The organism is Microbispora sp. NPDC004025 (assembly GCF_053604425.1).
Map to the genome: position 1 here is coordinate 645,736 of NZ_JBSGHN010000003.1, position 12,733 is coordinate 658,468.

At 67.9% G+C, this 12,733-nt stretch carries 12 protein-coding genes and 1 tRNA gene; 2 read left to right on the forward strand and 11 right to left on the reverse strand.

Translation table 11 applies throughout. From position 1 onward, the window contains the following. Positions 1-923: 923 nt before the first annotated feature. From ACWEQG_RS11175 to cysS, 8 genes are all read right to left on the reverse strand, one after another. Positions 924-1,463, reverse strand: a complete 540-nt coding sequence (locus ACWEQG_RS11175; protein WP_452283740.1) for a GNAT family N-acetyltransferase — start codon at positions 1,461-1,463, stop codon at positions 924-926. 340 nt (positions 1,464-1,803) lie between these two features. Further along, positions 1,804-2,085, reverse strand: a complete 282-nt coding sequence (locus ACWEQG_RS11180) for a hypothetical protein (RefSeq protein ID WP_452283741.1) — start codon at positions 2,083-2,085, stop codon at positions 1,804-1,806. A gap of 216 nt (positions 2,086-2,301) precedes the next feature. Next, on the reverse strand, positions 2,302-3,105 hold the full coding sequence (locus ACWEQG_RS11185) for a hypothetical protein (RefSeq protein WP_452283743.1): 804 nt from the start codon (positions 3,103-3,105) through the stop codon (positions 2,302-2,304). Between the two features lie 1,590 nt (positions 3,106-4,695). After that, positions 4,696-5,121 carry an NUDIX hydrolase gene (locus ACWEQG_RS11190; RefSeq protein ID WP_452283745.1) on the reverse strand — a complete coding sequence of 142 codons (426 nt, stop codon included), beginning with the start codon at positions 5,119-5,121 and terminating at the stop codon, positions 4,696-4,698. A gap of 10 nt (positions 5,122-5,131) precedes the next feature. Continuing rightward, positions 5,132-5,416, reverse strand: coding sequence for a UTRA domain-containing protein (locus ACWEQG_RS11195; protein WP_452283747.1), 285 nt, complete (start codon positions 5,414-5,416; stop codon positions 5,132-5,134). A gap of 120 nt (positions 5,417-5,536) precedes the next feature. After that, a tRNA-Thr gene (locus tag ACWEQG_RS11200) sits at positions 5,537-5,609 on the reverse strand. A gap of 51 nt (positions 5,610-5,660) precedes the next feature. Beyond that, positions 5,661-6,620 (reverse strand): 23S rRNA (guanosine(2251)-2'-O)-methyltransferase RlmB, encoded by a 960-nt coding sequence (gene rlmB, locus ACWEQG_RS11205; RefSeq protein WP_452283749.1) that lies wholly within the window; start codon positions 6,618-6,620, stop codon positions 5,661-5,663. A 22-nt stretch (positions 6,621-6,642) separates the two neighbouring features. Beyond that, a complete protein-coding gene (cysS, locus tag ACWEQG_RS11210; protein WP_452283751.1) occupies positions 6,643-8,037 on the reverse strand; it encodes a cysteine--tRNA ligase in 1,395 nt (464 codons plus the stop codon). Positions 8,038-8,442: 405 nt separating this feature from the next. Between cysS and ACWEQG_RS11215 the strand changes: the two genes are divergently transcribed. Continuing rightward, positions 8,443-10,041, forward strand: coding sequence for a DUF2637 domain-containing protein (locus ACWEQG_RS11215; protein ID WP_452283753.1), 1,599 nt, complete (start codon positions 8,443-8,445; stop codon positions 10,039-10,041). A 366-nt stretch (positions 10,042-10,407) separates the two neighbouring features. Here the strand turns inward: ACWEQG_RS11215 and ACWEQG_RS11220 are convergent, their stop codons facing one another. The 3 genes from ACWEQG_RS11220 to ACWEQG_RS11230 form a co-directional block, all read right to left on the reverse strand. Beyond that, a complete protein-coding gene (locus tag ACWEQG_RS11220) occupies positions 10,408-10,677 on the reverse strand; it encodes a GlsB/YeaQ/YmgE family stress response membrane protein (protein ID WP_346227461.1) in 270 nt (89 codons plus the stop codon). Between the two features lie 192 nt (positions 10,678-10,869). Further along, positions 10,870-11,328 carry a 2-C-methyl-D-erythritol 2,4-cyclodiphosphate synthase gene (gene ispF, locus ACWEQG_RS11225; RefSeq protein WP_169987292.1) on the reverse strand — a complete coding sequence of 153 codons (459 nt, stop codon included), beginning with the start codon at positions 11,326-11,328 and terminating at the stop codon, positions 10,870-10,872. A gap of 17 nt (positions 11,329-11,345) precedes the next feature. Beyond that, positions 11,346-11,828: a CarD family transcriptional regulator gene (locus ACWEQG_RS11230; protein WP_030510364.1), complete on the reverse strand. Its 483-nt coding sequence runs from the start codon at positions 11,826-11,828 to the stop codon at positions 11,346-11,348. A gap of 257 nt (positions 11,829-12,085) precedes the next feature. Here ACWEQG_RS11230 and ACWEQG_RS11235 point away from each other — a divergent pair, with 257 nt between their 5' ends. Beyond that, positions 12,086-12,733: a copper chaperone PCu(A)C gene (locus ACWEQG_RS11235; protein WP_452283755.1), complete on the forward strand. Its 648-nt coding sequence runs from the start codon at positions 12,086-12,088 to the stop codon at positions 12,731-12,733.

Below are 12,733 nucleotides of genomic sequence, written 5' to 3' on the forward strand. Positions count from 1 at the left end.
CAGTTCTCGAATCAGTCCGCGCGCCTGCGTGTCGTGCTCTGCGATAACGCGAAGGGTGTCGGCTGCTTGTCCTACTTGCCGCATAATCGCGGGGATGACCTCGACGCGGTTTCCGTTCTGATCTGTGTACGCCTCGAAGCCCGGTTCAGGCTGGAAACACCCCCACCAATCCAACAGGACACATAGGGCGGCGTTCCTTGGCGCACCGGGGCAGTCGATGATGATGTGGAGCAATACACCCGTGCCTGCGACGGCGGCCGGGTAGAGCGTCCCACCATGGTCATTACCGACGGCTGAGCGAATACCGCGACCCGGATCCTCGCCACCCCAAGTTGTACGAATCAAGGCCCTGAACGCCTCCGCCGCACAGTGGGGCGAATACCACTGCGGGCCGGGAATTGCAGCCCAGTTCACCCATTGGAGCGCCACACAGACAGGGTATGAGGGGATACCGGCTGCGGTGTGCACGGCGCATATTCCGCCGTCCTGACCTCCCGCCTGCTGTCGACCCATCGGAATCGAATGGCACCGGCCTTCCGCGCGGTCCGCTGGAGCTTCGCAAGTGCCATCTCTCGCACGGGCGAGCTGTTGTCGCCCTGCTCGAACTCCAGGCAGACCGGGCACTGGTAGTCCTCATAGATTTCCAGCGTCGGGCCTGGCACGTCAGGCTGAGCTATGCGGACGGTGCCATCCCACTCCAGCGTGACCAAGTCGTCGACGGCATGTGGAGCCGCAGCAGGCTCCTCACGTGTGTCGCACGCTGCCGCTGCCGTTACACACGCAAACGCCGACGACGAACTTCAGGAGCCGATTCGGGCGCGGAGCCATACGCACCTGCAAAATCTCTACAAGTGATCGAAGAAGTCACCCTAGTGATCTATGCGCGCTTGTCTCTACCGGTTCAGGGGAGGCTGCCGACGACCTCAATCCAGTACGCGCGTCATCCAGATCGTGTTGCCGCGTTCGGCGTCCTCGGTGATGCGATCGCTTCGATGGAAACCGAGCTTCTCGAGGACCCGGAACGAGGGTGCGTTCCACTCCCGCATGGTCGCCCAGAGGCGTCGGCGTCCTGTTCGCCTCGCGGCTTCGAGGACCGCACGGGCGGCTTCCGTCGCATAACCATGGCCGTGGAATCGCTGTGCCAGCTCGTATGCGATCTCAGGTTCGTCGAAAGACGCCTGGCCGACAGTCAGTCCGCAGTACCCGATGAACTCACCGGTGTCTCGCAGCTCGATCGGCAGCAACCCGAGCCCCTGATGCGCCATCAGCGGATTGTCGAGGAGCCGGCCGCGTATGTCATCGACCGTCGGGCGTCCTTCGTCGTTGATCCGCCGTGCCGGCGGCACTCGTGGGTCCCGCTCAAGCCATAGCCTGCGGTACTCCTCGGCATCCGACGGCGCCCACCGCCGCAACCGCAGCCGCTCGGTCATCAGCTCCGCCGGCAGATCCTCGTAGGTCCCCACTCAACCAACCTAATCCGGTACCGGCCAAGGGTGGGCACGGCGGTCAAACCAGTCACGGTGAGACGTCGCGGTGAGGACAGCACCACATCGGGCGTTCGCCCCGGGTCGCGATGCGCATCCTGCGGCACTACAGATCTCTCTAGCAATGCAAGAGGCCCTCACCGCATTGGAGAGGGCCTCTGAGCTGGAGCCGCCTTGGGGAATCGAACCCCAGACCTTCTGTTTACAAGGAAAGGGCAGCTGCCTCGTCAGGGATGCGCCGCCCTGTTCGATTGCTAGAAGGGGGTCGGTGGCGCCTGACCGTGTGAGGTGGGGTTGCTGTACAGCGCCTCCCGGCTAGCTAGCAAGATTCAGTATGGTGTCGATACCAGAACACCAGCTTTGCGGCGAACGCGTCTGTGCCTCTTGACTCTGGATCGAGACCGAAGTGCTCCTCGACCTCGTACCAGAGGTATTCGCTGATTCCCGCCACGTCAGCTCCGCTGGACAACCTCTTGAGAAGCGGACCGATCAGGCAGTCGTACTCGTCAGGCGGGAAGTTCAGCTCTTCGTCATAGACCCCGATGGGATCCCAACGATTGAGAAGGAAGCGCAACTCGTCCTGAAGGTCAACAGGGTTCACGTTGCCAAGTCTGGACTATCTCAGTGGCACCGCGGGCCGATGCAACGACCGGGGAAGCGGGGTCGAGTCGGCCTGTAGGCCGGGTTCAAATTCCGCATGGCCCCCACCTGCAAGGAATCGCCCGGCATCACAAGCGAACTGCGAGAACGCTTCCGTTCGTTGTCATCGCTTGCCAGTGCTTTCCGGCGCCATGTGCCCCGAAAGTGCCCCGGCCCGCTACGCGTAGTCGGCGGGCGGTTGAATGATGCCGACCCCACCGGTATGCGGCGTTGGCACATAGCCATCTGAAGCAGTAGGAAGCGCGTCGATGCAGTCCAGTGAACAGGCGTTGGCCAAGAGAGGAAGAGTGTCGGTGCCGACCCGCAGAGAGATCCAGGCTTGGTAGAGGCCGGCTTCGGCGATCGGTCGGTCGCAGACACTGCATGCCTGAATCGTGTCGGTTCCCCACACCCCGGGGTCGAGGTCCGTGAGATCGAGGTCCCGGGTTGATGCTCTGCCCGGCTGCAGCGAGGGAAACGGCGGTCGAACCTTGGAGTTGCCGTACAGCGAACGAGTGCTGACCGTGCTGGCCTTCAGGTCTCGGCATCGGGTTAGCTCGTAGGGGAACCAGTGCAGGCGATGCGAGGTGTAGGGGGTGAACTCCTGCAAGTTGATCATCGCGCCGATCTCCGGCGGGATCCGCAGCAGGTTGCTGCCATAGAGGACCAGATGCTTGACCTCAACGAGCTTGGCGATGGTCGGTGGCAGTGTGATGATCTGACGCCGTTCGGCCGGGCTGAGCTCAACCAGGGGCCGGAATACCTCTCGGCCGTCAGCCGCCGCTTCTTCTACGAGCTCAAGCAGGTGTTGCCACCCAGAAGATGCAGTGTCCTGACGCTGTCCGTGGAAGCGCACCACGTGCGGCGGACGTACCTCGTACTGATCGAAACACCGGCAGATCTCCCTGTCGGCCAAGTGTCCACCTTCGTCGACGGCGTCAGCCCATCGGTTGGCTAGAGGCGGAGCGGCTTCGTCCTCCATACACGCACCGTAGCGCGATCCGCCCTACTCTGATCAACCAGTCTAGAGATCGTCACTGCGCTCCCTCCCCTGGATGGGCCTCGTTGAGTACCTCATTTGGTACCAGGGCACACGCCTGAACGTAGGGCCGCCTCCTTATCAGGCAAGGAAAGCGTGGGTCTGAACTGCTTCTCTGGGCTGCTTACCTGGGGGGATGGTCCGTCATTGTCCACGGGCGTCCAAGCGTGTTGTCACGCAGTTGGTAACGCAGCGAGTCAGGGCATTGCTGGACTCAACCCGACCCCCCGCTGATCTGCGCCCATCCCGTGAGGGACGTGTACAGCGCAGTCACGAGAGGTGCCGCCAACTTCCGGCCGCCGATCGAGACCCGTAGGTCGTTCGTACGCTCATCACGGACCACCTTGCCCTTCTTGTCTCGCACGCTGCTCTTGCGGGTGAACGAGACTTGCGGGAAGGCCATACAGAGGAACATCACGAGGATTGTCATCAGCTCGGGGGTCGAGTTCAGCCCAGCACTGCCCGTTGATCAGCCTACAGCGAGGCGGCGCCAGCGCCTTACCCCCGCCCTGATCTTCCCGTCTGCCTTCGACCCGCCCCGGAGGGGCAGCGGGCTGGCGACGGAGGGGCAAGCTCGGCTTCACGTGTACCTGCTCCCGGTGACCTTCCTCGCCCGCTGGTCGCCCTACCCGCACAGCCGGGCTTGACCTGGAGGAGTCGGGCTGCTGGGCTTGCCCGGGTCGATGGTGGGCGGGACGATCAGGGTTCCACCTCAACCCCGTGCGGCCCCCGCGCGTGTCGCGATCATCTCGGAGCCTGAGCGCCCCGGGGTTTGGGGCAGCGCCCCAAGGTCCTGTCCCTTAGACCTTCCGCCCCGTCCCCTCCCGTTTCTCTTCCCTCTCCCTCGTCTGCCAGCGTCGCCCTCGTGGTCTCCGGGTTCTTCGGCGTCGTGGTACCGCTCGTGGCCCATCAACCGTTCACCCTCTTGGGGAGAGAGATCACTTCTCGCACATTGCCGCTTTGCCGCCATCGGTTGAACACCGCGCCGCTTGTCGGCGCAGGGTGCGCGCCGCCTGCCGGCGGGACTGGCCGGAGAGCCGCAGCCCGCCGGCGGGGCGGGCGCGCGGCCCAGCGGGAGACACAACTCGTGTCCGCGTGCCTTCCCCTCCGGGAGTGCGGGCCGTGATGGCTTCTGGCTGCGCTGTGCCTCCCACCGTCGTTCGACACCCTCACGGTGTCACTGGAAGACAGCTCAGAAAACAGCCCCTTATCTGCCGATCCCTTCCCCGGCGGGTCCTCCTCTTGATGGCCCGCCTTCTGCTCTGGATCGTTGAGCCCCGCCGCCCCTCTTGTGCTTGCATCCTTCCCTCCCGTCCCTGCACATTAAAGTGATCTCATCCCGACAAGCGGTGCAGAGAGGGCACCCGAGGCGCGGCCAAACCGGCGGGAGTACGAGGCGGTAGACGGGAGGCCCGTACGCGTGATGCACGACCGGCATCCTGAATAGTCCCCGCCGGACCTCTCCTCACTGCAATCCGCCGAAGGCGGCTTGAAGACGTAGGGAAACCTGTAACAGGGGAGATCGCAGCCTGGTTATAGCAGGCGCGTCCCGTCGTGTACTCGCACGAAGGGGCCGTCCTCCCGGAGCGCATCCATGATGCGAATGCCTCGCGCTTCGGGCATCCGGCTCTCTACCTCTTTGAGGGTCAGCCAGCTGGACTCCAGTGCTTCATCGCTGGGTCTGGGCTCGCCGGCGACTGGATGGCATCGGAAGGTGAGTGAGACCACTCCGAGGACCATGTTCTTGTAGACACCTGTCAGGACTTCCGGCTTGATCTGCACGCCGGTCTCTTCCAGGACCTCACGGATTACTGCCTGTTCCGGGGTCTCGTCCAGCTCGACCACGCCGCCCGGTGGAACCCAGCGCCCGTCATCTTCACGGCGGATGGCTAGGACCCGCCCATCGTCATGGAAGACGGCTGCAGTGACGCTAACGGAGTGTCGAGGAAGCTCAGACATAAGTGCTCTCCTACCCTGCCGTCCACTCGTATGACAGTCGCCATTGCTGGCTGGGGAAGATGTTGAACACGGTCTCGGCTGCGATGTCCTCGGTCGTGTAGGCGATCCGTGTGACCTCCAAGACCTGCTGAGCCTCGGTGAGCTTCAGAAATTCGGCTTCCTCTACGGAGGGGTGCCGTGCCTCGATCTCCTCGACAAAACGCGCGATGCGGTAGCCCCGCTCGCTGAGGCGACGGTAGAGGCCGCTCGGCCCTGTGTCGGGGAGGGCGATCTCCTCGCCGCCGGCGACGCGCAAGGCTCTCGATCGGCTCAGTGAGAGTCTCGACGGTGGCGCCTGAGGGCGTTGCTGTATTTCGCTGCTGTACGGAGATTGCAAAGGCCCCTCGCGATGATCGCAAGGGGCCTTTGACATGCGAGCCGCCTTGGGGAATCGAACCCCAGACCTTCTGTTTACAAGACAGATGCTCTGCCGATTGAGCTAAGGCGGCCTGCTACCCAGACGAGTTTAATGGGCCGAGGGCCCTACCGTCACGGTGAAATCACCGGCGGCGGTGGCGTGCGACCTCGTAGAGGGCGATCCCCGCGGCCACACCGGCGTTCAGCGACTCGGCGGCGGCGTTCATGGGGATGCGGGCGATCTGGTCGCACGCCTCCCTGACCAGGCGGGACAGGCCCTTGCCCTCCGAACCGACGACCACGACGAGCGGCTCGGTCGCGAGCTCGACGTCCGCGATGTCCGCCGTGGCGGTGCCGTCGAGGCCGACCACGAACAGGCCCTCCTCCCGGTACGCCTGAAGGGTCTGGGTGAGGTTCGACGCGCGGGCGACGGGGAGGGTCGCGAGGGTGCCGGCCGAGGTCTTCCAGGCGCCGGCGGTGACGCCCGCCGAGCGGCGGGACGGCACGAGCAGCCCGTGCGCGCCGAAGGCGGTCGCCGAGCGCGCGATGGCGCCGAGGTTGCGCGGGTCGGTCACGCCGTCCAGGGCGACGATCAGCGGCACCTCGGCCGCGTCCCTGGCCCGCTCGACGAGCTGCTCCGGGTGCGCGTATTCGTACGCCGGGACCTGCAGGCCGATGCCCTGGTGGACCGTGCTCTCGGTCAGCCGGTCGAGCTTGTCCCGCGTGACTTCGAGCAGCGCGATGCCACGGTCGGCTGCGATCTTGATGGCCTCACGGACCCGGTCGTCGTTGTCGACCCGCTGCGCCACGTACAGGGCGTTGGCGGGGACGCCGGCACGCAGCGCCTCGACCACGGGGTTGCGGCCGCCGATGACCTCGGGGGCGTCCTCCCGGCGCGTACGGCTCGGCGCACGGGAGGCCGAACTCCCACCACCCCGCGACTCGCGCTCGATCCGCTCGGCGCGCGCCTTGTCCTTGTACCAGTGCCGCATGTGCGCGGGCGGCGTCGCTCCCTTGCCCTCCAGAGAGCGCCTGACCTTGCCGCCCGTGCCCTTGGTCGGCCCCTGCTTCTTCGACGGCTTCCCTGAAGCCCTTCCCGCCATGGTCTCTAGCGTAGGGCCACGCCTACTGTGCCAGCTCCCACCGCGGGCCCTGCGGGGTGTCCTCGACCACGATTCCGGCCGCCGCGAGCTGGTCGCGGATCGCGTCGGCCGCCGCGTAGTCCTTGCGGGCGCGCGCGGCCTGCCGCTGCTCCAGCGCCACGGCCACCAGCGCGTCCACGACCTCACGGAGCCCCGAGTCGCCGGTCGACCGCCACTGCTCCGACCTGGGGTCGAGGCCGAGCACGTCGAGCATGTTCTGCGTCTCGGCGAGCAGCCGGGCGACCTGCTCCTTGTTGCCCTGGGCCAGCGCGACGTTGCCCTCGCGGACGACCTCGTGGATCACGGCGAGCGCCTGCGAGACGTTCAGGTCGTCGTCCATGGCGTCCACGAACGCCTGGGGCAGCGGCGCGGCGGCGTCCACGTCGTGGATCACCTCGGCGGCCCGCGTGACGAAGCCCTCGATCCGGCGGTATCCGGCCGCCGCCTCCTGGAGCGCCTCGTCGGAGTAGTCGATCGCCGAGCGGTAGTGCGCGGCGACCAGGTAGTAGCGGAGCTCCACCGCGCGCACCTTGCGGAGCATGTCGGGGATCAGCAGCGAGTTGCCGAGCGACTTGCTCATCTTCTCGCCGCCGAGCTTGAGCATGCCGTTGTGCAGCCAGTAGCGCGCGAAGCCGTCGCCCGCCGCCTGCGACTGAGCGATCTCGTTCTCGTGGTGCGGGAAGATCAGGTCGACACCACCGCCGTGGATGTCGAAGGTGCCGCCGAGGTACTTGGTCGCCATGGCCGAGCACTCCAGGTGCCAACCGGGACGGCCCTTGCCCCATGGCGTAGGCCACGTGGGCTCGCCGGGCTTGGCGCCCTTCCACAGCGCGAAGTCGCGCGGGTCGCGCTTGAGCGAGTCGGTGTCGGTGTCGGCGGCCGCCCGCATGTTCTCCAGCTTCTGGTTGGAGAGCTTGCCGTAGCGGTCGGCGTAGGAGACCACGTCGAAGTAGACGTCGCCGCCCGACGCGTACGCGTGCCCCTTGTCGATCAGCCGCCGCATCAGCTCGACCATCTCGGGCACGTGGCCCATGGCCCGGGGCTCGACGGTCGGCGGCAGGCACCCGAGCTGGTCGTACGCCCAGGTGAAGGCGCGCTGGTTGCGCTCGGAGACGACGAACCAGGGCACGCCTTCCTCGGCGGCCACCCTGATGATCTTGTCGTCGAGATCCGTGACGTTGCGGCAGAAGGTCACGTCGTAGCCCTGCCGCGTCAGCCACCGGCGGAGAACGTCGAAGTTGACTCCGGACCTGATGTGCCCGATGTGCGGCGGAGCCTGAACGGTCGCACCACACAGATACATCGAGACCCGGCCGGGCTCGACCGGTACGAATTCACGGACCGTACGCGTGCTGGTGTCGTAGAGGTGCAGGCTCACGAAGGCAAGGCTAACGCCTGACGGCATGGCACAGGGCTACTTGGGCGCCTGTGAACGGCATGGTGTGGGCGATCATGGAAACTTCTGACACATAAGTCCCGATATAACCCGAAACAAATTCCGTAACGATCCCGTACGGCCGTCGGAGTGACCAACGCGCGTCCGGCACGGGCCCGGCCGACACGCACCGTCACGGGAGCGCGCGCCGCAAACCGAGGCGCCCGGCGGAAGACGCGGGCGGAAGCGCCCCACGGATGCCGCGTCGCTTCTCGGCGAGACGTCCGCGAGGCTCACGCCCGGCGTGTCGGGCCGGAGGATTCCGCCGTAGCCCCCGGTTCCGACACGAAACGGGTGATCACGCAGGTGCGATCAATCGTCACTCCGATTCTGTAGGCTCGAAACGCCATGGACGTGACTCCCCCCGGCGCGGCAGGCACGGCCTCCCGCCCGTCCCGAACCACCCCCTCCGGAATCCCGCTGGTGCTGCGGCGTCTGGCCATCGGCCTCGCGGGCGCCGCCCTCGCGGTGCTCGCCGGGGTGGCCTGCGCGCTGTCCTTCGACGACCTGCGGGCTCTGGCCGTCTCCGGGCGGGCCGAGCCCCGGCTCGCCTACCTGTATCCCGCGGCCTTCGACGTCCTGCTGGTCGTCGCCCTGGTCAGCGTGCCGTTGCTGCGGACCGCGCGGTTCCTGGTCCGGCTGCAGGCGGGCTTCGTCCTGATCCTGCTCCTGGTGTCGGCCGCCGCCGCGAACGCCGCGACCGCCGCCGGCGTCTCCTTCGATCCCGACGTCACCGCTCTCGTCGTCGCGCTGCTGCCCTGGGTGATGCTCGCCGTCGGGTTGTGGCTGCTGCTGCTCCTGCTGAAGCACGTGCGTACCAGCCGGGCCGACCTGGACGGCGACACCGACGACGACCTGGTGCCTTTCGACGGCGAGCGGGAACCCCGGACCGCCGCCACCGCCCCCTATCCGGTGGCCGTGCGGGAGCGGCCGGCCCCCGCGAACGCCGCCGCCCAGGACCACGGCGTCGGCCAGGAGCACGGCGCCAACCAGGAGTACGGTGCCGGCCGGGAGCACGCCGTCACTCAGGAGCACGCTGTCACTCAGGAGCACGGGGCGCCGCCCCTGCAGCCGGTCCCCGAGGCCGTGGCGCCCCCCGACTATGTCCCCCCGCTGCCGGTCAGCCCGGTCTCCGAGACCGTCGCGCCACCCGAGTACGCCCCGCCGTTGCCCGTCACTCCCTTACAGGCCGAGGACGAGGCCGCGCCCTCCGAATTCGACGAGGACGGCGTACGACGGCCGCACGAGGTGAGCGGGGAAACCGCCCCCGCGGCCGAACCGCAGACGACGGGCCAGACGACGGGCCAGGCGCCGGACGAGGCCGAGACCCTGCCGGTCGTACCTCCGACGGCGGCGCCCGGCACCCCGCCCGTGACCGAGCCGGCCCCGCGACCCGCTCCGCGAGCGGACGCCGAGCCCGTGACCGAGCCGACGGCCGAGACTGTGGCAGACGAGACGGCGACGGACGAGCACGCTCGCGACGCGGAGCCCGCCGACACGCCCGCCGCACCCAGGCCGGACACCGAGACGCATGCCGAGACGCCCGCCGCACCCACGCCGGATACCGGCACGGATGCCGAGAAGGATGACCGCCCGGCGCCGCAGCCGCGCCGGAACCGCCCGGTGCGCTGGGGCGACCTCGTACGGCCGCACACCGGCGACGTCCTCGTGCACCCGCGGCCGAAGGCGGAAGACCCCGCCGACATCGAGGCGGATCGGCCCGAGGACGAGTCGGGCGTCGACACCCAGCCGCTCCGCCAGATCCGGGACGTGCCCGATCCCGCCCATGCTCAGGACAGCGCCGACCCGGACGAGGTGAGCGGGAGACTCGCTCCGCAGGCCGCGGAGTGCGGCGACCAGGACGCCGCGGAGGAAGCCGGTGAGGGCAACGTTCCGCTGGCACCTCCCTCCGGCCGGATGCGCAGCACGCCGCGCCCGCCCGCCTGACAACCCGTCGCACACCGGTCCGCCTGACAACCCATCACACACCGGCGCGCCCGGCAGACCCGCCGCGCCTGACGCGCCTGACAGGCCGCCCTTCGGAACATCCCGCACGCGGTCGCAGGCGGCATCCGCGGGCGCACCCTCGCCCCCACCCTGCGGCCGGGGACCGGGACTGGGGACTGGCAGCTGGGGACTGGGGGCCGGGGGCCGGGGGCCGGGGTGCAGAGATGCTCACGCTGCCGTCCGAGGGGACGGGCCCGACGCTCCGGAACCGGGCCGTACAGCGCGCAGGCCCGCCCGGCTGGGGAGCCGGGCGGGCCTGCGCGCGCTATGGGGTAAGGGCGGGGGCCGCCCTACCGAGCGGGTGCCTTACACTCGCGTTCCTCGCTTGAGGCCGGCGACGATGCCGACACCCACGACGGCCAGTACGACCTGCATGACCAGTTCGATCCAGTCGATGCCATCCGTCGTGGCCACACCCATGACCTGGGCGATCGCCGTACCGATGAGCGCCGCGACGATACCGACGACGATCGTGAGCAGCCAACCGATCGGCTGGCGGCCCGGCAGGAACAGGCGGCCCAGAGCGCCGATGACCGCACCGATGACGATGGCGCCGAGAATGGACTCGATTGTCATATCGACCTCCCGATGAGGGTGACCCTTTCATCCTCGGACTGTGGGATACCCCATGGAACGGAAATATGCGTCCCATGAAAGAAAAAAGAGGGCGGCGGCTCGATTCCGCGCCTTGGTCCGAGCCGCCGCCCACGTGTTAGTGAGACGCTCCTGGTCTCATTCAGGTTGGCATGTCCGCTTGGAACGAGACATTCACGCCGGAAGTATCAGGGCGGTCGCGATGGCCGCCACACCCTCGCCGCGCCCCGTGAGCCCGAGACCGTCGGTCGTGGTCGCGCTGACGCTCACCGGCGCCCCTGCGGCGGCCCCGAGGGCCTTCTCCGCCTCCGCACGGCGAGGCGCGACCTTCGGCCGGTTCCCGATGATCTGGACGGCCAGGTTGCCGATCTCGAATCCGGCCGCCCGCACCTGGCGGGCCGCCTCCTCCAGGAGAGTCACGCCCGCGGCGCCCGCCCAGCGCGGGTCGGAGGTGCCGAAGAGCGCCCCCACGTCTCCGAGCCCGGCGGCCGACAGCAGCGCGTCGCAACAGGCGTGCGCCGCCGCGTCACCGTCGGAATGGCCGGCCAGCCCGGTCTCGCCCGGCCAGAACAGTCCGGCGAGGTGGAGTTCCCTGCCAGACGCGAAAGGGTGGACATCGACCCCGATGCCCACCCTTGGCGATGTGATGTTCAGGAGTTCAGCACCTCGTCGAGCAGGGCCTCCGCCTTGTCCTCGTTGGTCTTCTCCGCGAGCGCGAGCTCGCTGACCAGGATCTGGCGGGCCTTCGCGAGCATGCGCTTCTCACCGGCGGACAGGCCGCGCTCCTTGTCGCGCCGCCACAGGTCGCGCACCACCTCGGCCACCTTGTTGACGTCCCCCGACGCCAGCTTCTCAAGGTTGGCCTTGTAGCGGCGGGACCAGTTGGTGGGCTCCTCCGTGTGCGGCATACGCAGCACGTCGAACACCCGCTCGAGTCCTTCTTGGCCGACGACGTCGCGCACACCGACGAGCTCGGCATTTTCCGCTGGTACCTGTACGGTCAGGTCGCCCTTGTCGACCTTCAGCACCAGGTAGGTCTTTTCCTCACCCTTGATGGTTCGGGTCGTGATGGCCTCGATCCGAGCAGCCCCATGGTGGGGGTAGACGACAGTGTCGCCGACCTGGAAAGTCATGTGACGAGTACCCCTTCCGCTGTACTCCAGAGTACCACGCGGTTACCGCCTCCCGGAACAGTGAAAGAAACATAACTGCAGGTCAAAGCCTCGTTTTGGGGCTTGACAAGCCATCCACTCTGTGAATCGACATAGAGGACGTACCGGGTGACCTGCACTGCTGCGACGTATGGACCGGGAGCCGACGCCGGACCGGTGACCGGCGCGGATAAGGTGATTGCTGCCCATACACGTGCGTACCAAGGAGACCTCGAACCGTGACCAGTAGCAGCCGTCGCAGGGCGATCGCCGTTGCCGCGCTCCTCGCCGCCGCCATCCCTGCACTGGCCGCGTGTGGCGCCGGTTTCGACGCCAACACCAGCGCGCCGTACGCCCCGAACGAGGCGGGCGTCCTCTATGACGGCGACGGCCCCGGCAAGGCCTACGGCAAGAACGGCGTCATGATCCCGCAGGCGTTCATCCTGGGGCCGGACTCCGGTGAGCAGCTCGCCACCGGGGGGTCGGCGCCGCTCTACCTGACTCTCCTGAACGGCACGGAGACCGCCGACCAGCTCACCAGCATCGTCCCCGAGGAGCAGAAGGCGACCTCGGTCAAGGTGCAGAGCCCCATCGACCTCCAGCCGGGCACGCTCGCCAAGACCCCCGGGGTCACGGTCGAGGGCCTGAAGACGGCGCTGCGCGGCGGGGAGAGCATCAAGCTCACGCTCCAGTTCAAGAACGCCGGCGACGTCGCGCTCGACGTGCCCGTCGTGGCCCGCAGCCGCGAGTTCGCGACGCTCCCGCCCGCGCCGACGGCCGCGCCCACGGCGGCACCCACCGCCTCGCCCCTTGCCACGGGCAGCCCGGCGCCGTCGGACACCGCGCTCCCGGAGGCCACCGAGTCGCCCGCCCCGGGCGCCGAGTAG

Coding starts and splice junctions, on each gene's coding strand:
- ACWEQG_RS11220 (WP_346227461.1), bottom strand. CDS start 10,677: ATGACAATCGAGTCCATTCTCGGCGCCATCGTCATCGGTGCGGTCATC.
- ACWEQG_RS11230 (WP_030510364.1), bottom strand. CDS start 11,828: ATGACTTTCCAGGTCGGCGACACTGTCGTCTACCCCCACCATGGGGCT.
- ACWEQG_RS11215 (WP_452283753.1), top strand. CDS start 8,443: ATGGACGTGACTCCCCCCGGCGCGGCAGGCACGGCCTCCCGCCCGTCC.
- ACWEQG_RS11190 (WP_452283745.1), bottom strand. CDS start 5,121: ATGTCTGAGCTTCCTCGACACTCCGTTAGCGTCACTGCAGCCGTCTTC.
- rlmB (WP_452283749.1), bottom strand. CDS start 6,620: ATGGCGGGAAGGGCTTCAGGGAAGCCGTCGAAGAAGCAGGGGCCGACC.
- ACWEQG_RS11185 (WP_452283743.1), bottom strand. CDS start 3,105: ATGGAGGACGAAGCCGCTCCGCCTCTAGCCAACCGATGGGCTGACGCC.